The sequence below is a fragment of the Rhodopseudomonas palustris BisB18 genome (assembly GCF_000013745.1).
Lineage (GTDB): Bacteria > Pseudomonadota > Alphaproteobacteria > Rhizobiales > Xanthobacteraceae > Rhodopseudomonas_A > Rhodopseudomonas_A palustris_F.
Window position 1 is genome coordinate 497,449 of the sequence record NC_007925.1, and the last position, 19,811, is coordinate 517,259.

Here is a 19,811-nt window from a genome sequence, read left to right on the forward strand (position 1 = left end):
TGCTCACCATCATTTCGTGCCGCTTGTCGACACGCGCCGTGCCTGTCAGCATGGGCCGGCGCGCAAGCGCGGATCGGCAGCGGGACTTCGATGAGAACGCAGCGACGAAGCTATGAGCCGGGGCACCAGCCGAAGTGCCTGGTGATCGTGGACGAGACCGCGGAATGGGATCGCGCGGTGTATTACGCCAGCCGCTGGGCGGTGCGAATCGGCGGCGGCGTGGTGATGCTGCGGGTGATCGAGATCCTCGACCATAATCAGCAATGGCTCGGCGTCGCCGACGTGATGCGCGCCGAGGCGCAGGAAATCGCCGAAACCGCGCTCGACCGCGCCTCCGGCCGCGCCAACGGCATCGCGGCGATTACGCCTGAGCGGGTGATCCGCGAGGGCGACCCGCTGGAGCAAATCAAGGACGTGATCCATCGGGACGTCGACATCGTGATGCTGGTGCTGGCCGCCAATGCGGGGGCCGAAGGGCCCGGGCCGATCGTCACCACCATGCTGCGCGGCATCGGCGCGTTCCCGATCCCGGTGATGATCGTGCCCGGCAATTTGACCGACGACGAGATCGACGCGCTGTCGTAGCGGCGCATCGCACCGCATTTCACAGCGGGTCGCCTGGCGGCTTGTCACCCGCCTGATTTGCAATATGGTCTGCCCGGACATTCGACAGGAGGTTTGGAGCCATGGATTTCGATCCGACAGCAACGCCGATCAGCCTTGCCACCGGAGAAATCTGTCGCCATGTCCGCCTCGATCTCGCTTACCAATCTCGCATGGTCCACCCCTGACGGCCGGACGCTGTTTTCCGGCCTGACGCTGCATTTCGGTCGCGGCCGCACCGGGCTGGTCGGTCGCAATGGGATTGGCAAGACCACCCTCTTGAAGCTGATCGCCGGCGGCCTCGTGCCTCAGACCGGCGAGGTGAGCATCCACGGCCGGCTGGCGATGCTGGATCAGACCGTTCAGGCCGCCGCCGATGCCGCCGTCGCCGATCTGTTCGGCGTGGCCGATGGCCTGGCTTTGCTTCGTCGCGCTGAAGCCGGGTTGCTCGTCGCCGATGATCAGGTCGGCATCGACTGGACGCTGGAGACCCGAATTGCTCGTGCGTTGAGACGCTTTGGTCTGCAACTGGCTCTCGATGCGCCGCTGACCAACCTGTCAGGTGGCCAACTCACCCGTGCCAAACTGGCGGCGCTGGCCTTCGCCAAGCCGGATTTCGCTCTGCTGGATGAGCCGACCAACAATCTCGATCGCGACGGTCGCGCGGCGGTGATGGCGATGCTGGCAGAGTGGCAAGGCGGCGCTATCATCGTCAGCCACGATCGCGACTTGCTCGAAACCATGGATACGATCGTCGAGCTGACTTCGCGCGGCGCGACCAGCTATGGCGGCAATTGGAGCAGTTATCGCGCCCGCAAGGCGATCGAACTGGCCTCCGCCCGGCAACAGCTGGCGGACGCCGAACGGCGGGTCGGGGCCCTGGCCCACGCGGCGCAGCGCGGGCAGGAGCGCAAGGCCCGCAAGGATCGCGTCGGGCGCAACAAGGGCAGACGCGGTGATATTCCGGCCATCGCGCTCGGCCTGCGCAAGGCCGGCAGCGAAAACACCGCAGGCGAAGCCGCCCGGCTCGCCGAGCGACGGCGCCAGCAGGCGTCGGAGGCTGTTGACGCGGCGCGTCAGCGGATCGAGATCCTGCAGCCGTTGGCGGTCGCGCTGCCCTCGACCGGGTTGTCGGCGACCAAAACGGTGCTGGAGATCGACGCGCTCAGCGGCGGCTATCAGATCGGCTGCCCGATCGTCGAAAATTTCACGCTGAAGCTGGTCGGGCCTGAGCGGGTGGCGATCGGCGGTCCGAACGGTTCAGGCAAGACCACGCTGTTGTCGTTGATCACGGGAGGGCTGCCGCCCTGGTCGGGGCGCGTCCGGATCATGACAGGCTTTGCCATGCTGGACCAGCAGGTCAGCCTGCTCGACCGTTCGGTTTCGATCCGCGACAATTTCCGGCGGATCAATCCGGGCTGCGACGAAAACGCCTGCCGCGCTGCGCTGGCCCGCTTCATGTTCCGCGCCGATGCGGCGCTGCAGATCGTCTCCGGCCTGAGCGGCGGGCAGGCGCTGCGCGCCGGCCTGGCTTGCGTGCTGGGTGGACCGGCGCCGCCGGCGCTGCTGATTCTGGATGAGCCGACCAATCATCTCGACATCGATGCAATTGAAGCGGTCGAGGCGGGCTTGCGCGGCTATGACGGCGCTCTGCTGGTGGTCAGCCACGATCCGGCATTCCTCGCGACGATCGGCATCACCCGCTGGGTTCAATTGCAGGTTCCGCCGCGCGCATGATCTCGAAAAGCGTCGCGGTTCTTGGATGGTATCCGATAGAACCTCCGCAACTGATCGTTCTAATGTCGTCTGCGGCCTCGCTCGATCGTCGAGTTCAAGGCACCCCGCAGCGAGCCTGATGATGGAGACCGACATGCTGGCGCCCGCCTCAAACCCCGGCACGCCACGCCTGCAAGAGCTGGCGACGCCCTGCCTGCTGCTCGACGAGGCGCGGTTGCGCGGCAACGTTGCGACCATGAAACGGCATCTGGAGATGCTGGGCGTCGGCTTCCGGCCGCATCTGAAGACCGCCAAATGCCTGGAGGTGGCGCGGATCGCGATGACCCATCCGGGCGGCCCGGCGACGGTGTCGACCCTGCGCGAGGCGGAGTTCTTCGCCGCGGGCGGGGTGCGCGACATGATCTATGCCGTCGGCATCGCGCCGCAAAAGCTCGACCGCGTCGGCGCGATCCGCAAACGCTTCGGCGCCGATCTCGCGGTGATCCTCGACAGCGTTGAGCAGGCCGACGCGGTGGTCGAGTGGGTCAAGGCCAATGCCGATGCGCTGCCGGTGCTGATCGAGGTCGACGCCGACGGCCACCGCTCCGGCGTCGCGCCGAACGACGCGGCCACGCTGACCGCGATCGGACGGCGGCTGATCGAGGGCGGCGCTGACCTGCGCGGCGTGCTGCTGCATGCCGGGGACAGCTACGGTCTCAGCGATCCCGCGGCGATCGCGGCTGCGGCGGAAGCCGAGCGGGCGGCCGCGGTCGGCGCCGCGACGCAGCTGCGCCACGCCGGGCTGCCGTGCCCGGTGGTCAGCATCGGCTCGACCCCGACCGCGCGCTTCGCCAAGGAGCTTGCCGGCATCACGGAAGTGCGGGCCGGCGTGTTCATGATCGGCGATCTGGTGCAGGCCGGCATCGGCGCCTGCGCGATCGACGACATCGCGCTGTCGGTGCTCGGCAGCGTGATCGGCCAGCAACGCGCCAAAGGCTGGATCATCGTCGACGCCGGCTGGATGGCGCTGTCGCGCGATCGCGGCACCGCGCGGCAGGCGGTGGATCAGGGCTACGGCCTGGTCTGCGATCTTGCCGGGCAGCCCTATCCGGACCTGATCGTCAAGGACGCCAACCAGGAACACGGCATCGTCGCGGTTCGCCCCGGCAGCGGCGCCGCGTTGCCCGATCTGCCGATCGGCGCGCAGCTGCGCATTCTGCCCAACCACGCCTGCGCCACCGGGGCCCAGCACGACCGCTATCACGTGCTCGACGATGCCGGCGCCGTGAGTGCGATCTGGCCGCGGATCAACGGCTGGTGAACGGCGGGCCCAGCCGCTCCGCCGCAACCCCGGGCTGCGGGTTTTTCCGGCGTCTTGATCGTGCGTTCGGCATCGCCATCTGCTAAGCCAAGCCATCTGTTAAGCTAAAGCCATCCCTCAGCGAGCCAGGCCACGCGCCGGCCTTGAACCGGCGACGACGGAGACAACCATGTTCATTCAGACCGAACCCACGCCGAACCCCGCCACCCTGAAGTTCATCCCCGGCCGCGTCGTGCTCGACAGCGGCACCATGGAATTCAACGACCGTGCCACCGCGGCGCGCTCGCCTCTGGCGGAGCGGATCTTCGAGGTGCCGGGCGTTACCGGGGTGTTCTACGGCTCGGATTTCGTCACCGTGACCAAGGACGACAGCGACTGGCAGCACCTCAAGCCCTCGATCTTGGGCGCCATCATGGAACATTACATGTCCGGCGAGCCGCTGATGGCCGACGGCCGGGTCGACGGCGACGAGCCCTCGGAGGACGACGAGTTCTTCGACAAGGCCGACGCCGAAACCGTCGACATGATCAAGGATCTGATCGAGACCCGGGTGCGCCCGGCGGTCGCCAATGACGGCGGCGACATCACCTTCCGCGGCTTCAAGGACGGCATCGTCTATCTGAAGATGCAGGGCGCCTGCTCGGGCTGTCCGTCGTCCACCGCGACGCTGCAGCACGGCATCCAGAACCTGTTGAAGCACTTCGTGCCGGCCGTGGTCGAGGTGCGGCCGATCTGAGCCGGAGCTTCAGCCGCGGCGGCTGCCGCCGCGCGGAAAATCCATGCGGGATGGGCAAACCGCTCGGGATTAATGCCCGAGGCGGTATCGCGGCACATGACGCGGCGGTGACGATGCTGGTATAGTCGCCGCCATGCTGATCCTCGCCATCGACACGGCCCTCGACGCGTGCGCCGCCGGCGTGCTGAACACCGATTCCGCCACCATGATCGCGCAGCAATCGCTGCCGATGCAGCGCGGCCATGCCGAAGCGCTGGTGCCGCTGATCGCGCGGGTGATGGCCGATGCCGGGATTTCCTTCGAGGCGCTCGACCGCATCGCGGTGACCACCGGCCCCGGCAGTTTCACCGGGCTGCGGGTCGGGCTGTCCGCGGCGCGCGGCATCGCGCTGGCGGCCGACCGGCCGGTCGTCGGCCTCACCACGCTCGCCGCCTTCGCGGCGCCGCTGCTCGGCGAGACGGCCGGCGATCCGATCCTGTCGGCGATCGATGCCCGCCACGACCAGGTCTATTACCAAGTGTCCGGCGGCGACGGCACCACGCTGCTGCGGCCGCGGGTCGCCCCGATCGACCAGGCCATCGCCGCCGCGGCGCGGTTCGGCGCGCCCCGGCTGGTCGGCAATGCGGCGCAGCTTTTGGCCGCGCGCTGGCCGTCCGATGCGCCACCGGTGTTCGTCGACGCCCAACCGGCGCCCGACATCGGCTGGGTGGCCTGGCTCGGCGCCGCCGTCACCCCGGAGAATTCGCCGGCGCGGCCGTATTATCTGCGACCGCCCGACGCCAAGCCGCAAATTCCCGCGGTGCAATTCGCCGCAGCGCCCTCCGCGTGACACCCCGTTCGTGACACCCGGTTCGTGACATTTGCCGTTCGTGACTCTTGCCGATCGTGACCCGCCGATGATGACCTGGCTTGCAGAGTTCTGGGGCTACGCCGACGCGCAGGTCGAGGGCGCGACGCTGCGCGACGCCGCGCGGCTGTCGGAACTGCACGCCGCCTCGTTCCATCGCGGCTGGAGCGAGCAGGAATTCGAGGACATGCTGAGCCAGCGCAACACGCTGGTGCACCGGTTGCGGCTGGGGCGGCGGATCATCGGCTTCGTGGTGTCGCGGATGGCGGCGGACGAGGCGGAAATCCTGTCGATCGCCATCGATCCCGGCTATCGCGGCCGCCGGCTGTCGCGCGAACTGCTGCAAACCCATCTCGGCCACCTCGCCGGGCGCGGCGTCAAGACGTTGTTTCTCGAGGTCGAGGAGAACAATCAGCCGGCGCGGCGGCTCTACGACCATTTCAACTTCGCCGTGGTCGGTCGCCGCGAGCGCTATTACCGGCAGCCCGATGGAGAACAATTGAACGCATTGCTAATGCGTCGCGACTTGTCGTGACCACCTTGCGGTGGCAGAACAAGCCGGCATTCTTGAAAGCTAATTTCTCGAAGCCAAAGTCCTCATGACCGCGTTGGAAGCCATGCCCGTGTTGAAGTCTACAGAAATCGAGGCGCGTTGCGCCGCCACCGGGATGCGGATGACCGAACAGCGGCGGGTGATCGCCCGGGTGCTGGCGCAGGCCGAAGACCATCCCGACGTCGAGGAATTGTACCGCCGCTGCGTCGCGGTCGACGACAAGATCTCGATTTCCACGGTGTACCGCACCGTCAAGCTGTTCGAGGACGCCGGCATCATCGAGCGCCACGATTTCCGCGAGGGCCGCGCCCGCTACGAGCAGATGCGCGACAGCCATCATGATCACCTGATCAATCTGCGGGACGGCACCGTGATCGAATTCACCAACGAAAACATCGAGAAGCTGCAGGCCGAGATCGCCCGCGAGCTGGGCTACAAGCTGGTCGATCACCGGCTCGAGCTGTACTGCGTGCCGCTGGACGACGACAAGAAGGCGGAGTGAGCGTCGACCTCGTCATCTTCGATTGCGACGGCGTTCTGGTCGACAGCGAGATCATTTCCTGCCGGGTCTTTGCGCAAGCGCTGACCCACAGCGGCTATCCGATCACCGCCGATCAGGTGCACGACCGCTTTCTCGGCCGCTCCTCGCGGGAAACCCGGCGCGAGGTCGAGCGCGAGCTTGGCCGGATGCTGCCGGACGATTTCCATGCGCAATTGAACGTCGAGCTATTTCGCCAGCTGGAAACCTCGCTCGAACCGATGCCGCACATCGCGCAGGCGCTCGACGCGCTGGCGCAGCCTGTCTGCGTGGCGTCCAGCGGTCCGCCGCAGAAGATCGGCGTCAGCCTCAATCGGGTCGGGCTCTACGATCGTTTCGCGCCGCACATTTTCTCCGCCACCCAGGTCGCCCGCGGCAAGCCGGCGCCCGACCTGTTTCTGTTCGCGGCGGCGCAGATGGGCGCGGACCCGGCGCGCTGCCTGGTGATCGAGGACAGCGTTGCCGGCATCACCGCCGCCCGCGCCGCCGGGATGGCCACGCTGGGATTTGCCGGGGGCAGCCATTGCCGGCCCGGGCACGGCCAGACCTTGCGTCAGGCTGGAGCCCGGGCGGCTTTTGACGACATGCGCCAACTGACTGATTTAATTGTGGAAATTTAGATGGACGCGAACCCGCGCGGTGGCGCGTCGGGGCGCATTCGGCGGCGGTGCTGGATTTCGCCGGCTTTAGCCTCTATCTGAAGCAGAGATCTTACCGGCGCGGCGGGGCCGCGCCGTTTTGCCTTGCATTCGGGTTCCATGACTCAGCCGCGCAAGCTGCACATCAAATCCTTCGGTTGCCAGATGAATGTCTATGACGCCCAGCGCATGGTCGATGCGCTGGCGCCGGAGGGGTTTGTCGAGACCGCGAATGCCGACGAGGCCGACCTGGTCATCCTCAACACCTGCCACATCCGGGAAAAGGCCTCCGAGAAGGTCTATTCCGAGCTCGGCCGGCTGCGCGTCGCCAAGGACGAGGCGGCCTTGCAGGGCCGCCGCATGAATATCGCGGTGGCGGGCTGCGTGGCGCAAGCCGAGGGCGCCGAGATCATCCGCCGGCAGCCCGCGGTCGACGTCGTGGTCGGGCCGCAGAGCTATCACCATCTGCCGCAATTGCTGGCTGAGGCCGCGCGCGGCGGCCGCGCGCTGGAAACCGAGTTCCCGGTCGACGACAAATTCGGCTTTCTACCGCCGCCACAGCCCGACGCGATCCGCGCCCGCGGCATTTCGGCCTTCGTCACCGTGCAGGAAGGCTGCGACAAGTTCTGCACCTTCTGCGTGGTGCCCTACACCCGCGGCGCCGAGGTCTCCCGCCCGGTCGACAAGATCGTCGAGGACGTCCGGCGGCTGGCCGACAACGGCGTGCGCGAAATCACCCTGATCGGGCAGAACGTCAACGCCTATCACGGCGACGGGCCGGACGGCCGGCCCTGGCCGCTCGGCGCGCTGCTGCATCATCTGGCCAAGATCCCCGGCATCGTGCGGCTGCGCTATTCCACCAGCCATCCGCGCGATGTCGATCAGTCGCTGATCGACGCGCACCGCGATCTGCCGGCCTTGATGCCGTTCGTGCATCTGCCGGTGCAGTCCGGTTCCGACGCGATTCTGGCGGCGATGAACCGCAAGCATAGCGCCGACGACTATCGCCGGCTGGTCGACCGTTTTCGCAGCGCCAACCCGGCGATCGCCTTCTCGTCGGACTTCATTGTCGGCTTCCCCGGCGAGACCGACGAAGATTTCGCCGCCACCCTCGCGCTGGTCACACAAATCGGCTACGCTGGCGCCTATTCGTTCAAGTATTCGCCGCGGCCCGGGACGCCAGCGGCGGAGTTGCAGGAGACAGTCTCAGCGGCGGTCATGGACGAGCGATTGGTACGGCTCCAGGAGTTGATCGACAGCCAGCAGGCGGCCTTCAACGCGGCTGTGATCGGCACCACCGTCGAGGTGCTGTTCGAGCGCGCCGCGCGCAATCCGGGCCAGATCGTCGGCCGCACCGCCTATCTGCAGCCGGCCCATGTGATGGCTGCGCCGGATATCATCGGCCAGGTGCTGCCGGTCCGGATCGACAGCCTGGAGCGCTACAGCCTGATCGGCGAACTCGCAGCGCCGCAGCAACACTCAGGCTTCGCAACGCGATCCGAAGATTCCCCGCAGTCCCTGCCGATCACCACGGGAGCCTGAACCCTTGCCCAAAAGCGCATCGGATTCGCCTTCACTCGCTCCCCGCCGCAAACTCGACCGCGAAAGCCAGACCCAGCCGGAGACCCAGGTGGTCGTCGCCTTCGACGACAATCGCGCGGTCTCGTCGCTGGTCGGCCCCTATGGCCAGAACCTGGCGCTGGTCGAGCGCCGGCTCGCCGTGGTGGTGGATTCGCGCGGCAACCACATCACCATCGCCGGCTCCCGCGAGGGCTGCGACGCCGCCCGACGGGTGCTCGATACGCTCTATGAGCTCGCCACCCAAGGCCACGATCTGGCGCAGGGTGACGTCGAAGGCGCGATCCGCGCGGTGATCGCCCAAGGCTCGCTGTTCGAATTCGACGCCAAGCCGTCGAGTTCGGCGTTCGAGGCCATCAATTTGCGCAAACGCCCGGTGCGCGCCCGTACCGCGGCGCAGGATTCCTACATCCGCGCCTTGAAGCGTCACGAATTGGTGTTCGGCATCGGCCCGGCCGGCACCGGCAAGACCTGGCTTGCGGTGGCGCATGCCGCGCAATTGTTCGAGCGCAAGGAGGTCGACAAGATCATCCTGACCCGCCCGGCGGTGGAAGCCGGCGAGCGGCTAGGTTTTCTGCCCGGCGACCTGAAAGAAAAAGTCGATCCATACCTGCGTCCGATCTACGACGCGTTGTATGATCTGATGGATTCGCGGATCGTCGAGAAGGCGCTGCAGAGCAACGAAATCGAGATCGCGCCACTGGCCTTCATGCGCGGCCGCACGCTGACCAACGCCGCGATCATTCTCGACGAGGCGCAGAACACCACATCGATGCAGATGAAGATGTTTTTGACCCGACTCGGCGAAAACAGCCGAATGATCGTCACCGGCGACCCCAGCCAGGTCGACCTGCCGAACGGCCAGACCTCGGGCCTCGCCGAAGCCGCCAAGCTTTTGGACGGCGTCGAGGGCATCGCCCAGGTGAAATTCACCGCCGGGGACGTGATCCGGCATGAGTTGGTGGCGCGCATCGTCGCCGCCTACGAGGGCGTGCCGCGCCCAGCGGCGAGCAAAAACGGGGGCTGACGCCGCAGCCCCGCGACCACGGCAGGCGTCCGTAATCCGGACATGCTTGCGAAGGACATTCCCGACTGATGACCCGCTTTATTCCACCCGCGACCGAGGTTCTGATCGTCGCCGATTGCTGGCAGGCCGAAGCCGAGGCCGAGGCGATCGTGCTGCGCGCGATCGAGGCCGCGGCGGCGATGACCGACGCCGACACCGCCGACGCCGAACTCGCGGTGATGCTCACCGACGACGCCGGCGTGCAGACCCTCAACGCCAATTGGCGCGGCATCGACAAGCCGACCAACGTGCTGTCGTTTCCGGCGCTGCAGCCGGAAGGCGACGCGCCCGACGACGCGCCGAAAATGCTCGGCGACATCGCGATCGCCTACCAGACCACGCGGCGCGAGGCCGACGACGAAGGTAAGCCGTTCGACCATCACCTCAGCCACCTCGCGGTGCACGGCTTCCTGCATCTGGTCGGTTACGACCACGAGAAGGACGCCGAGGCCGAGGCGATGGAGAGTTTGGAACGCGAGATCCTGGCGCAGCTCGGCGTGCCGGATCCCTATGCCGACCAGGACCGGGTGAATTGACATGCCGGATCCCGACCCAGCGCAAGACAATCCCGTGAGCGACACGATGCCAAGTAGTAGCAGTCTTCCCGCGGTGGTGCATCAGGGCGACGTGATGCGGCCGGCCGCCGACAATTGGCTGCTGCGGGCGATCCGCACGCTGTTCGGCTGGAAGCCGGGCTCGGTGCGCGAGGACCTGCAGGTGGTACTCGATGCTACCACGCCGGACGACACCGGCTTCTCGGCGATCGAGCGCACCATGCTGCGCAACATTCTCGGTCTGCACGAACGGCGGATCGCCGACGTCATGGTGCACCGCGCCGACATCGTCGCGATCAAGCAGGACATCACGCTCGGCGAACTGATGGGGCTGTTCGAGAGCGCCGCGCATTCCCGCCTGGTGGTTTACAACGAAACCCTCGACGATCCGGTCGGCATCGTCCACATCCGCGATCTGTTGGCCTACATGACGGCGCGGGCGCGCGACGAACTACCGAGCAAGAGCAAGGCGTCGAGCAAGGCGGCGGCCGCTGCGACCCCTGCCGCAGCCGTCAAGACTTCGCCGGCCAAGACGTCGCCGGCCAAGACGTCGCCCGGCAAATCCTCGCGCAAGAAACCCTCGCCCAATAGCCTCGATCTGCGCGCCATCGACCTCAAGATCCCGCTCACCGAGACCGGGATCATCCGCAAGCTGCTCTACGTGCCCCCCTCGATGCGGGCGATCGATCTGTTGGCGCAGATGCAGGCGTCGCGGATTCATCTGGCGCTGGTGGTCGACGAATATGGCGGCACCGACGGCCTGGTTTCGATCGAAGACATCGTCGAGCAGATCGTCGGCGAGATCGACGACGAGCACGACAGCGCCGAGCCGCCGTCGATCGTGCGGCAGGCCGACAACTCCTTCATCGCCGACGCCCGCGCCAGCCTCGAGGACGTCCGCCAGGTGATCGGCGAGGACTTCGTCACCGGCGAGGCCGGCGAGGAGGTCGAGACGCTGGGCGGCTATCTGGTCACCCATGTCGGACGCCTGCCGGTGCGCGGCGAAGTGATCTCCGGCCCCGGCAACTACGAGATCGAAGTGCTCGACGCCGACCCGCGCCGGGTCAAGCGGCTGCGCATCGGCGTCCGCAAGGAACGCCCGGCCCCGCGGCAACGCGAATTGCGCCGGCGCGACGCGCCGAACGAGCCCGGTCCAGCGCAGGGCAACGAGCCCGGTCCGCCTCAGGGCAACGACAATGCCAATGTCGGCCCGGCCACGCCGGGCGACGGAGTCGGCTCGCCGTGACGCTGGCGCGGGTTCTCCGCAGCATCGGCATGAGCATCATTCTGGCCTGGGGATGGAAGCGCGCCGCCATCGCGCTATCCGCCGGCGCGCTATCCTCGCTGGCGATGGCGCCGATCAACGCCTGGCCGGTGTTGTTCGTCACCTTCCCGGTGCTGGTCTGGTTGATCGATGGCGCCGGCGCCGGGCGCTGGCGCGGGGTGGGCGCCGCGGCGCTGACCGGCTGGTGGTTCGGCTTCGGTTATTTCGTCCCGGGACTGTATTGGATCGGCTACGCGTTCCTGGTCGACGCACCGACCTTCGGCTGGCTGTTGCCGGTCGCGGTGTGCGGGCTGCCGGCCTACCTGGCGCTGTTCACCGCGCTCGGCGCGGCGCTGGCGCGGCTGTTGTGGACCAAGGATGCCACGCGGGTGCTGGCGCTCGCCGTCAGTCTGACGATCGGCGAATGGCTGCGCGGACATTTGCTCACCGGCTTTCCGTGGAACGCCTTCGGCTATGCGCTGACCGAGCCGCTGGCGCTCGCGCAGACTGTGTCGGTTATCGGACTTTGGGGAATGACCTTTGTCGCCGTGGCGATCTTTGCCAGTCCCGCGGTGCTGCTCGACGACGGTGCCGCGACGCGCCGGCCCTGGCTGGCGCCGGCGGCGGCGCTGACCGTACTGATCGCGATGGCGGCTTACGGCATGATCCGGCTGTCGCTGGAGCCGACCGCAACGGTGGCCAACGTTCGGCTGCGCATCATGCAGCCCAATTTGCAGCAGGACGTCCGCTTCAACTACGCCGCCAAGGCGGAGGTCATGCGCAAGTACTTGGCGCTGTCGGACCGCGCCACCGGGCCGCAGACCACCGGCGTGCGCGACGCGACTATTTTGATCTGGCCGGAATCGGCGTTTCCGTTCTTCCTCGCCCGCGAAGCCGACGCCATGGCGCAGATCGCCGACCTGTTGCCGAAGGACACCATCCTGATCACCGGCTCGGTGCGCGCGCCGGAGCTGCCGCCGGGGACGCGGATAACCCGCGCTTATAACTCGATTTACGCGATCGATCACGACGGCAGCATTTTGTCGGTTTATGACAAACTGCATCTGGTGCCGTTCGGCGAGTTTCTGCCGTATCAAGATTTGATGGAGAAGATCGGCTTCGTTCAACTAACCAAGGTGCAGGGCGGATTTATTCCGGGCGATCGACGCCGTGCCATCGATTTGCCTCATGCGCCGCGGGTGTTGCCGCTGATCTGTTACGAGGCGGTGTTTCCTGACGAACTGGGATCGCGCGAGGGGGTCGGCTGGATCGTCAATCTGACCAACGACGGCTGGTTTGGTATCAGCAGCGGGCCGTATCAGCATCTGCAACAAACCCGCGTCCGCGCCATCGAGCAGGGACTACCGATCGTTCGCGCAGCGAACAGTGGCATTTCTGCGGTAATCGATCCGCTCGGCCGCATCGTCGCACGGCTTGATCTCGGCGTCGAAGGCGTGCTGGATTCGGCTTTGCCGGCAGCGAGAAAACCCACCTTGTATGCGCGTTTCGGCAATATTCCCGCGGTGATAATCATCGCGCTGACGATGATAGTTGTGCTCCGTCGCCGCCTGGCGAACTCGTAAGCGATAAGCGCAACTCGTAGTCTCGGATAAGTAAAAACGAGCAAACTGCTTGCCGGCAAGGCAGTAACAACCGGCGTATGCAAATTCACAACTGTTGATCTGGCGAAATTAACCGCAAAAATCATTCAGGTGTTTGCACGGATTTGACGCGGCGATTATTTAGGGCGTATTCCACCTCGTGCACGCGAATGGTTTTGCGCGCGATTTCCAAGGAGTGCGTACGATGTCGACTAAAGCGCCCAACCCTGTTGACAAATATGTCGGCAGCCGTGTGCGCATGCGGCGCATCATGCTCGGCATGAGTCAGGAAAAACTTGGCGAAGCGCTCGGGCTGACGTTCCAGCAAGTTCAGAAATACGAAAAGGGCACCAACCGCGTTGGCGCCAGCCGCATCCAGCAGATCTCCGAGATTCTGCAGGTGCCGGTGTCGTTCTTGTTCGAAGGAGGTCCGGGTGGTCTGGCCAAAGCCGACGGTTTCGCCGAAGCGGCGTCGCCGGCCTATGTGTCGGATTTTCTCGCCACCTCCGAAGGCCTGGCGCTGACCCGCGCGTTCACGCGGATCACCGATTCCAAGCTGCGTCGAAGCATCGTCGATCTGGTCGAACAGATCGCCTCGCGCGAAGCGCCCGATCAACGCTGACACCCAACGTCTTAGAGTTCGCAATGAACTCTAGCGACCCAGCCTGACCGCGCACGCGCGGTTCGGCACCCACCTCGGCATCGATTGGTTTTCGCATGCCCGGCGGCACCGCCGCTTAGAACAATTCCAAATTTTGCCGATCGCGTCCGGGCGTTGTAGATTCGCCGCGCCATCCGAATCCGCTCACCCTGCGCAGCGCCAGCCCATGCCCGATCCCCGTGACGACGACGAAGCCGCGACCGCGATGCCCGAGCGGGCCTTCTTCGGACGCCGCAAGGGCCACAAGCTGCGCAGCCATCAGGCAGATTTGATCGCGGAGCTGTTGCCGCGACTGTCGTTCGATCTCGGCGCGCCGGCGCCGGCCCGGCTCGAGACGTTGTTCGCATCCGGGATCGCCGAGGTTCGGCTGGAGATCGGGTTCGGCGGCGGCGAGCATCTGATTGCCGAAGCGCTGGCGCATCCGACCACCGGCTTCATCGGCTGCGAGCCCTACGTCAACGGCATGGCGAAAATCCTCGCCCAGATCGAGGCTCGCGAACTCGGCAACATCCGCCTGTTCGCCGGCGACGCCGCCGAACTGCTGGCATGGGCGCCGCCGGCATCGCTGGCGCGGGTCGACCTGATCCATCCCGATCCGTGGCCGAAACGGCGGCACTGGAAACGGCGCTTCGTGCAGGATACCAGCGTGGCGGCGATGGCCCGGGTGTTGCATGAGGACGGCGAGTTTCGCTTCGTCAGCGACATCGACGATTACTGCGCCTGGACGCTGGCGCACCTGCTGCGGTCGAAGGAGTTTTGCTGGACCGCGGAGCGGGCCTGCGATTGGCAATTGCCGTTCGCCGGCTACACCATGACCCGCTATGGCCGCAAAGCCGAACGCGAGGGCCGCCGCGCCGCCTATCTGCACTTCCGTCGCGCCGCCGCGGCGCCAAACGATCGGGCCAAGGCCGGCGAGTTGTGAGCCTCAGCCCGGTTTCGGGAAAAGATCACGCCGGTCAAGAAGCGACAGCAGGCTGCCGAGGAGGAGCGTCATCCTGCTCTCGCCCGCGGCGCGCGGTGATCAGCCGGCGCCGGCGCGCCGCAAAGCGGCCGCCTGGGAACCGGTTTGCTTGCTGCGTTGTTGGGCTGGGCTCGCCCAATTCGGCGACCTCCCCGCGGCCGCGGGACGTCTTGAAAGCACAGGGACGATCGATGTGACGCCGAACCTGCTTGGCGATACCTACCGCGACTACATCGCCTGCCTCAATCAGCAGGACTGGGCGAAGCTCGACTACTTCGTCGATCACGAGGTGATCCACAATGGTCAGCCGATCGGGTTGCGCGGTTACCTTGAGATGCTGCAGGGAAACTATCGGGAGATTCCCGATCTGCTATTCAAGATAGAGCTCTTGATCTGCGATCCGCCCCGCGTGGCGAGCCGGCTCCGCTTCGACTGTGCACCGCGAGGAGAATTCCTCGGTGTTGCGGTCAACGGACGGCGCGTCAGCTTCGCCGAAAACGTGTTCTATGAATTTGCCGAAGCCAAGATCGTGCGGGTCTGGTCGGTGATCGACAAGGCCGCGATCGAAGCCCAGCTTGCCGGCTGACGCGGTGCGGTGCCGCCGCTTACGCGCCGGGCTCGCGCATCCGCCAGAAATTCAGCACCCGCAGCGCCGTGGTCGGCGCCAGCCGCTGGAAGTTCAGCCGCGCCTCCTCGATGTCCGGCGCCGACGGCGAACGGCCCGGCCCGAACCGAAGCCCGATCAGCGCCCGCACCGTCGCCCATTCGATGCCGATCGATTTGCCGAGAATCAGAATGGGGTCCTGGCGTTCGCCCATCAACAGCTGGTCCAGCGTGCGGATCCGAACCCCGGACATCGCCGACAGCGCAGCGACGGATTCCTCGTAACGGTGGGTTCGGGCGAAGCCGAGCAGCGCGGCTTCGTTCAGCGCGCCGTCGTTGTGCAGGCTGACGATCAGCCGCTGCGCCGGCGCAAAGTCGCGAACCACCGCGACATGGCCCGGGGCCGAGGCCAGTTCGCTCATCGCGCGGTTGATGGCGATCTTCGCGGCGGGCTTGGCGATCTCGAACAGTCGCTGCCGCACCACGTCGACGGAGGCGGCCAACAGATCCTTCAGCACCGGCGCCGGCAGGTCCTCGCGCTGGCCGATCGTCACCGCGAGCATGTCGTCCAGTCCGGCGCGCCGCACCAGGCCGGAATAGCCGACCGGAGAGAAATCAGCGCCGGCGTTGCCGGCCAGCCGACGCACCACCGCGCCGTCGCCGCGCACCACGATCACGTCGGTCAGCGGCGGCGACAGGGTCGGCCGCTGCGCGATCGCCAGCAGGTGGGATTGCCCGCGCAACTGCGCGATCTCGATCAGGGTGTGGTCGTCGATCAGCAGCGACCGGCTCAGCAAAGGGCCGGCGACGCGGACCTCCTCGTCCCGCGCCAGGTTGCGGACCAGAACCGGCGGCGCGTTGCTTAGCGCCGCCAGCCGTTCGGACAACTCGCCGCGGACCTCGATTCCGGTCTGCGGCACCAGCGTGGCGAACACCCCATCGAACAAGTTGACGTGATCGGCGTGAAAATTATCCGCGCCGGCGACGAACAGCTCGGCGATGCGCCGCACCGCGTCGGCGCGACGGCCGGGATCGCCATGCTTGACGATATCATCCAGACCGGGAAACAGAGTATCGGCAAAGGGCATGGGCAACACGGCATGAGCGAGTGAATTGTTGAACAAAATCTAGACCATCCGAATGAAGGAAGAGTTAGATTCGGGGCCGCGCCGGAACGCCGAAAATCGCCGGTTCCGGCGCCGCGCGGCCCTTGCTGCTGGTTGCGCGATCGGTTATATTCACCGTGAGTTTGGTATCTCATACAGGCTGTATTGAGAGTGGGCCCTCCCGGACCCGCTCTTTTTTATTACCTGCAGCACCCCCACGCGGGGACGGGATGCCGGCGATTTCTTTCGAACGCCCGTGGCGGCGCCTGACCCAAAAACCCAATGCCCGACAGATTGCACCTGACCCTGGATATGACCGATCCGACCCCCGCTGCCGTCGACCTCGACCTGCTCGCCGAACCGCGACTGGTGGTGGAGCCTGGCCTCGGCGCGCGCGTCGCTGCGGTGGCCGGCCCGGTGCTGCAGGGCATGGGCTATCGTCTGGTGCGGATCAAGGTGTCCGGCGAACTCGGCTGCACGGTGCAGATCATGGCCGAGCGGCCGGACGGCACCATGCTGGTCGAGGATTGCGAGGCGATTTCGCACGCGCTGTCGCCGGTGCTGGACATCGCAGACCCGGTCGAGCGCGCCTATCGGCTGGAGATTTCGTCGCCGGGGATCGACCGCCCGCTGGTTCGCCGCTCCGATTTCGAGCGCTATGAAGGCTACCTGGTCAAGATCGAGATGGCGGTCGCGGTCGGCGGCCGCAAGCGCTTCCGCGGCCTGCTCGGCCCGCTGCAGGGCGACGCCGTGCTGTTGGCGCGCGAGGGCGCGCGCGATGGCGAGGACCCCAATAGCTTGCTGCCGCTCGAGGATATCGCCAGCGCCAATTTGGTGCTGACCGACGAATTGATCGCCGAATCGATGCGTCGCGGCAAGATCGCCGAGCGCGAGATGAAGCGGGAGCTCGGCGTGCTGCCGCCGCCGCCGCCGCACGCCAAGAAGAGCGATCCGACCAAGAGCAACGCGCCGAAGGCCAAGCTGCCGAAGGCCAAACTCAAGGCGGCGAAGAAGCCGCCGCCGACCAATACCAAGGAACATCGGCTCGCCGCCGCCGAACGCAAGCGGTTGGGCCAAACCGATCCCACCGAAGGAGACTGAACATGGCCGCTGTCAGCGCCAACAAGCTCGAACTGCTTCAGATTGCGGACGCGGTTGCGCGCGAGAAATCGATCGATCGCTCGATCGTGATCGCCGCGATGGAAGACGCCATCGCCAAGGCGGCGCGGGCCCGTTACGGCTCCGAAACCGACGTTCACGCCGAGATCGACGCCAAGAAGGGCGAACTCAGGCTGTCCCGCCACATGTTGGTGGTCGAGGAGGTCGAGAACTCCTCGAACCAGATTTCGCTGAAGGACGCCCAGCGCGCCAACCCCGGCGCGCAGATCGGCGACACCATCGCCGACACCCTGCCGCCGTTGGAATACGGCCGGATCGCCGCGCAGTCGGCCAAGCAGGTGATCGTGCAGAAGGTGCGCGAGGCCGAGCGCGACCGGCAATATCAGGAATTCAAGGACCGCATCGGCGACATCGTCAACGGCGTGGTGAAGCGCGTCGAATACGGCAGCGTGATCGTCGACCTCGGCCGCGGCGAGGCCATCGTGCGGCGCGACGAGATGCTGCCGCGCGAAGTGTTCCGCAACGGCGACCGGGTCCGCGCCTATATCTTCGACGTCCGCCGCGAAACCCGCGGCCCGCAGATCTTCCTCTCGCGCACCCATCCGCAGTTCATGGCCAAGCTGTTCGCGCAGGAAGTGCCGGAAATCTACGACGGCATCGTCGAGATCAAGGCGGTGGCCCGCGATCCCGGCTCGCGCGCCAAGATCGGCGTGATTTCCAGGGATTCCTCGGTCGATCCGGTCGGCGCCTGCGTCGGCATGCGCGGCTCGCGCGTCCAGGCGGTGGTCAACGAACTGCAGGGCGAGAAGATCGACATCATCCCGTGGTCGCCGGACATCGCCACCTTCGTGGTCAATGCGTTGGCACCCGCCGAAGTCTCGAAAGTGGTGATCGACGAAGATCGTGAGCGGATCGAGGTTGTGGTCCCGGACACCAATAACCAATTATCCCTTGCGATCGGTCGGCGCGGGCAAAACGTCCGGCTGGCTTCGCAGCTCACCGGATGGGATATCGACATTCTGACGGAGACCGAGGAATCGGAGCGCCGCCAGGCCGATTTCGAGAATTCCACCCGTGTCTTCATGGAATCGCTGAACGTCGACGAAGTGGTCGGCCAGCTGTTGGCGTCGGAAGGCTTCACCTCGGTCGAGGAGCTGGCCATGGTCGACGTCCGCGAACTCGCTTCCATCGAAGGCTTCGACGACGAGACCGCGAACGAACTGCAGAGCCGGGCCCGCGAATATCTTGAACAGCTCGAATCCGAGCTCGAAGCCAAACGTAAGGAACTCGGTGTGGAAGACGCTTTGAAGACGGTGCCAGGCGTGACCTCGAAGATGCTGGTGAAGTTCGGCGAGAACGACATCAAGACCGTCGAGGACCTGGCCGGCTGCGCCACCGACGACCTGGTGGGCTGGAGCGAGCGCAAGGAAGGCGGCGAGCCGGTCAAGTTCCCGGGCATTCTCGACGCCAACGAGATTTCGCGCGCCGACGCCGAAACGCTGATCATGCAGGCCCGCGTCATCGCCGGCTGGATCACCGAAGCCGACCTCGCCAAGACTGCCGACGCCACCGCCGACGCCGACGAGGCGTCGGAAGACCAGCCGGTTTAGGAGCGTTGTCACGCGCATGCTCGCTTTCGCCGACCCGGCAGATCTCGACAAGGGCCCCCGGACCGCAAGGTCCGGGACCGAGCGGATGTGCGCGGTATCGCGAGACGTGCGGCCGATCGAAGAGCTGATCCGGTTTGTGGTTGCGCCTACGGGCGAAGTGATCCCCGACCTGAAGCGCAAGCTGCCGGGGCGGGGGCTGTGGGTCACCGCCTCGCGCCGGGCGGTGGCCGAGGCGGCGCGGCGAAACCTGTTCGCCAAGGGCTTCAAGCGCGAGCTGCGCGGCGCCGCGACGCTCGCCGACGACACCGACGCGCTGTTGGTGCGCGGGGTGATCGAGGCGCTGGCGATGGCCGCCAAGGCCCGCCAGGTGGTCAGCGGGTTCTCCAAGGTCGAGGCCGCGCTGAACCAGGGCGAGGCGGTGGCGCTCGTTCATGCTTTAGACGGAGCCGCCGACGGAATCCGCAAGCTGGACGCCGTTGCCCGGCAAAATGACCGCTTTACGACCGAATCGCGCGAATTTCCCGTTGTGACATTTCTCACTTCGGCCGAATTGGATTTGGCACTCGGGCGATCAAATGTGATACATGCTGCGCTTCTCGGAGGCGCGGCGGGCAAGACCTTCCTGTCGCGCAGTCAGATTCTGGTGAAATACCGGCTGGCGGACGACAGCACCACGGCCAACAACTTCACGGCGAAGACTGTGCGGGCACGCACTGCGTAACGAGATTGGGACTGC

20 protein-coding genes are annotated in these 19,811 nt (G+C 66.2%); 19 read left to right on the forward strand and 1 reads right to left on the reverse strand.

The annotated features are described in order from the left end of the window. Nucleotides 1-90 precede the first annotated feature (90 nt). From RPC_RS02325 to RPC_RS02400, 16 genes are all read left to right on the forward strand, one after another. Nucleotides 91-585 carry a universal stress protein gene (locus tag RPC_RS02325; protein WP_011470943.1) on the forward strand — a complete coding sequence of 165 codons (495 nt, stop codon included), beginning with the start codon at nt 91-93 and terminating at the stop codon, nt 583-585. Nucleotides 586-744: 159 nt separating this feature from the next. After that, the gene (locus RPC_RS02330; protein ID WP_011470944.1) at nt 745-2,340 is read left to right on the forward strand and encodes an ABC-F family ATP-binding cassette domain-containing protein; all 1,596 of its coding nucleotides are present in this window, start codon (nt 745-747) and stop codon (nt 2,338-2,340) included. 118 nt (nt 2,341-2,458) lie between these two features. Further along, a complete protein-coding gene (locus RPC_RS02335; RefSeq protein WP_011470945.1) occupies nt 2,459-3,640 on the forward strand; it encodes an alanine racemase in 1,182 nt (393 codons plus the stop codon). 169 nt (nt 3,641-3,809) lie between these two features. Further along, nucleotides 3,810-4,376 carry a NifU family protein gene (locus tag RPC_RS02340; protein WP_011470946.1) on the forward strand — a complete coding sequence of 189 codons (567 nt, stop codon included), beginning with the start codon at nt 3,810-3,812 and terminating at the stop codon, nt 4,374-4,376. A gap of 133 nt (nt 4,377-4,509) precedes the next feature. After that, the gene (tsaB, locus tag RPC_RS02345; RefSeq protein ID WP_011470947.1) at nt 4,510-5,205 is read left to right on the forward strand and encodes a tRNA (adenosine(37)-N6)-threonylcarbamoyltransferase complex dimerization subunit type 1 TsaB; all 696 of its coding nucleotides are present in this window, start codon (nt 4,510-4,512) and stop codon (nt 5,203-5,205) included. 67 nt (nt 5,206-5,272) lie between these two features. Beyond that, nucleotides 5,273-5,758, forward strand: coding sequence for a ribosomal protein S18-alanine N-acetyltransferase (rimI, locus tag RPC_RS02350; RefSeq protein ID WP_011470948.1), 486 nt, complete (start codon nt 5,273-5,275; stop codon nt 5,756-5,758). A gap of 82 nt (nt 5,759-5,840) precedes the next feature. Beyond that, entirely contained in the window at nt 5,841-6,278 is a 438-nt protein-coding gene (locus RPC_RS02355) for a Fur family transcriptional regulator (RefSeq protein WP_415914834.1), read from the forward strand. After that, nucleotides 6,275-6,934, forward strand: coding sequence for an HAD family hydrolase (locus tag RPC_RS02360; protein WP_011470950.1), 660 nt, complete (start codon nt 6,275-6,277; stop codon nt 6,932-6,934). Before RPC_RS02355 ends, RPC_RS02360 begins: the two co-directional genes overlap by 4 nt. 138 nt (nt 6,935-7,072) lie before the next feature. After that, nucleotides 7,073-8,494, forward strand: a complete 1,422-nt coding sequence (miaB, locus tag RPC_RS02365; RefSeq protein WP_011470951.1) for a tRNA (N6-isopentenyl adenosine(37)-C2)-methylthiotransferase MiaB — start codon at nt 7,073-7,075, stop codon at nt 8,492-8,494. Between the two features lie 4 nt (nt 8,495-8,498). Next, nucleotides 8,499-9,557 carry a PhoH family protein gene (locus RPC_RS02370; RefSeq protein WP_011470952.1) on the forward strand — a complete coding sequence of 353 codons (1,059 nt, stop codon included), beginning with the start codon at nt 8,499-8,501 and terminating at the stop codon, nt 9,555-9,557. Nucleotides 9,558-9,625: 68 nt separating this feature from the next. Then, entirely contained in the window at nt 9,626-10,132 is a 507-nt protein-coding gene (gene ybeY, locus RPC_RS02375) for an rRNA maturation RNase YbeY (protein WP_011470953.1), read from the forward strand. A 1-nt stretch (nt 10,133) separates the two neighbouring features. Next, a complete protein-coding gene (locus RPC_RS02380) occupies nt 10,134-11,396 on the forward strand; it encodes a hemolysin family protein (protein ID WP_011470954.1) in 1,263 nt (420 codons plus the stop codon). Beyond that, nucleotides 11,393-12,997, forward strand: a complete 1,605-nt coding sequence (lnt, locus tag RPC_RS02385; RefSeq protein ID WP_011470955.1) for an apolipoprotein N-acyltransferase — start codon at nt 11,393-11,395, stop codon at nt 12,995-12,997. Before RPC_RS02380 ends, lnt begins: the two co-directional genes overlap by 4 nt. A 223-nt stretch (nt 12,998-13,220) precedes the next feature. Further along, a complete protein-coding gene (locus RPC_RS02390; RefSeq protein ID WP_011470956.1) occupies nt 13,221-13,637 on the forward strand; it encodes a helix-turn-helix domain-containing protein in 417 nt (138 codons plus the stop codon). A 205-nt stretch (nt 13,638-13,842) separates the two neighbouring features. Next, entirely contained in the window at nt 13,843-14,598 is a 756-nt protein-coding gene (trmB, locus tag RPC_RS02395; RefSeq protein WP_011470957.1) for a tRNA (guanosine(46)-N7)-methyltransferase TrmB, read from the forward strand. 232 nt (nt 14,599-14,830) lie between these two features. Further along, complete coding sequence (locus RPC_RS02400) at nt 14,831-15,223, forward strand: ester cyclase (RefSeq protein ID WP_011470958.1); 393 nt, start codon at nt 14,831-14,833, stop codon at nt 15,221-15,223. Nucleotides 15,224-15,242: 19 nt separating this feature from the next. On the opposite strand, the gene RPC_RS02405 is transcribed toward RPC_RS02400, so the two are convergent. Beyond that, complete coding sequence (locus tag RPC_RS02405) at nt 15,243-16,328, reverse strand: DUF2336 domain-containing protein (RefSeq protein ID WP_011470959.1); 1,086 nt, start codon at nt 16,326-16,328, stop codon at nt 15,243-15,245. 330 nt (nt 16,329-16,658) lie between these two features. Between RPC_RS02405 and rimP the strand changes: the two genes are divergently transcribed. Genes rimP through RPC_RS02420 form a run of 3 tightly spaced genes read left to right on the forward strand, consistent with a single transcriptional unit; the run spans nt 16,659 to nt 19,796 of the window. Continuing rightward, nucleotides 16,659-17,447, forward strand: a complete 789-nt coding sequence (gene rimP, locus RPC_RS02410; protein WP_041801310.1) for a ribosome maturation factor RimP — start codon at nt 16,659-16,661, stop codon at nt 17,445-17,447. A gap of 2 nt (nt 17,448-17,449) precedes the next feature. Continuing rightward, nucleotides 17,450-19,075, forward strand: a complete 1,626-nt coding sequence (nusA, locus tag RPC_RS02415; RefSeq protein ID WP_011470961.1) for a transcription termination factor NusA — start codon at nt 17,450-17,452, stop codon at nt 19,073-19,075. A gap of 16 nt (nt 19,076-19,091) precedes the next feature. After that, entirely contained in the window at nt 19,092-19,796 is a 705-nt protein-coding gene (locus RPC_RS02420; RefSeq protein ID WP_011470962.1) for an RNA-binding protein, read from the forward strand. The last annotated feature ends 15 nt before the right edge of the window (nt 19,797-19,811 follow it).

Excerpts from the sequence above, each read along its gene's own strand:
- RPC_RS02325 (WP_011470943.1), top strand. The coding sequence starts at position 91 with ATGAGAACGCAGCGACGAAGCTATGAGCCGGGGCACCAGCCGAAGTGC.
- RPC_RS02330 (WP_011470944.1), top strand. The coding sequence starts at position 745 with ATGTCCGCCTCGATCTCGCTTACCAATCTCGCATGGTCCACCCCTGAC.
- RPC_RS02335 (WP_011470945.1), top strand. The coding sequence starts at position 2,459 with ATGATGGAGACCGACATGCTGGCGCCCGCCTCAAACCCCGGCACGCCA.
- RPC_RS02340 (WP_011470946.1), top strand. The coding sequence starts at position 3,810 with ATGTTCATTCAGACCGAACCCACGCCGAACCCCGCCACCCTGAAGTTC.
- tsaB (WP_011470947.1), top strand. The coding sequence starts at position 4,510 with ATGCTGATCCTCGCCATCGACACGGCCCTCGACGCGTGCGCCGCCGGC.
- rimI (WP_011470948.1), top strand. The coding sequence starts at position 5,273 with ATGATGACCTGGCTTGCAGAGTTCTGGGGCTACGCCGACGCGCAGGTC.
- RPC_RS02355 (WP_415914834.1), top strand. The coding sequence starts at position 5,841 with ATGCCCGTGTTGAAGTCTACAGAAATCGAGGCGCGTTGCGCCGCCACC.
- miaB (WP_011470951.1), top strand. The coding sequence starts at position 7,073 with ATGACTCAGCCGCGCAAGCTGCACATCAAATCCTTCGGTTGCCAGATG.
- ybeY (WP_011470953.1), top strand. The coding sequence starts at position 9,626 with ATGACCCGCTTTATTCCACCCGCGACCGAGGTTCTGATCGTCGCCGAT.
- RPC_RS02380 (WP_011470954.1), top strand. The coding sequence starts at position 10,134 with ATGCCGGATCCCGACCCAGCGCAAGACAATCCCGTGAGCGACACGATG.
- RPC_RS02390 (WP_011470956.1), top strand. The coding sequence starts at position 13,221 with ATGTCGACTAAAGCGCCCAACCCTGTTGACAAATATGTCGGCAGCCGT.
- trmB (WP_011470957.1), top strand. The coding sequence starts at position 13,843 with ATGCCCGATCCCCGTGACGACGACGAAGCCGCGACCGCGATGCCCGAG.
- RPC_RS02405 (WP_011470959.1), bottom strand. The coding sequence starts at position 16,328 with ATGCCCTTTGCCGATACTCTGTTTCCCGGTCTGGATGATATCGTCAAG.
- rimP (WP_041801310.1), top strand. The coding sequence starts at position 16,659 with ATGACCGATCCGACCCCCGCTGCCGTCGACCTCGACCTGCTCGCCGAA.
- nusA (WP_011470961.1), top strand. The coding sequence starts at position 17,450 with ATGGCCGCTGTCAGCGCCAACAAGCTCGAACTGCTTCAGATTGCGGAC.
- RPC_RS02420 (WP_011470962.1), top strand. The coding sequence starts at position 19,092 with ATGCTCGCTTTCGCCGACCCGGCAGATCTCGACAAGGGCCCCCGGACC.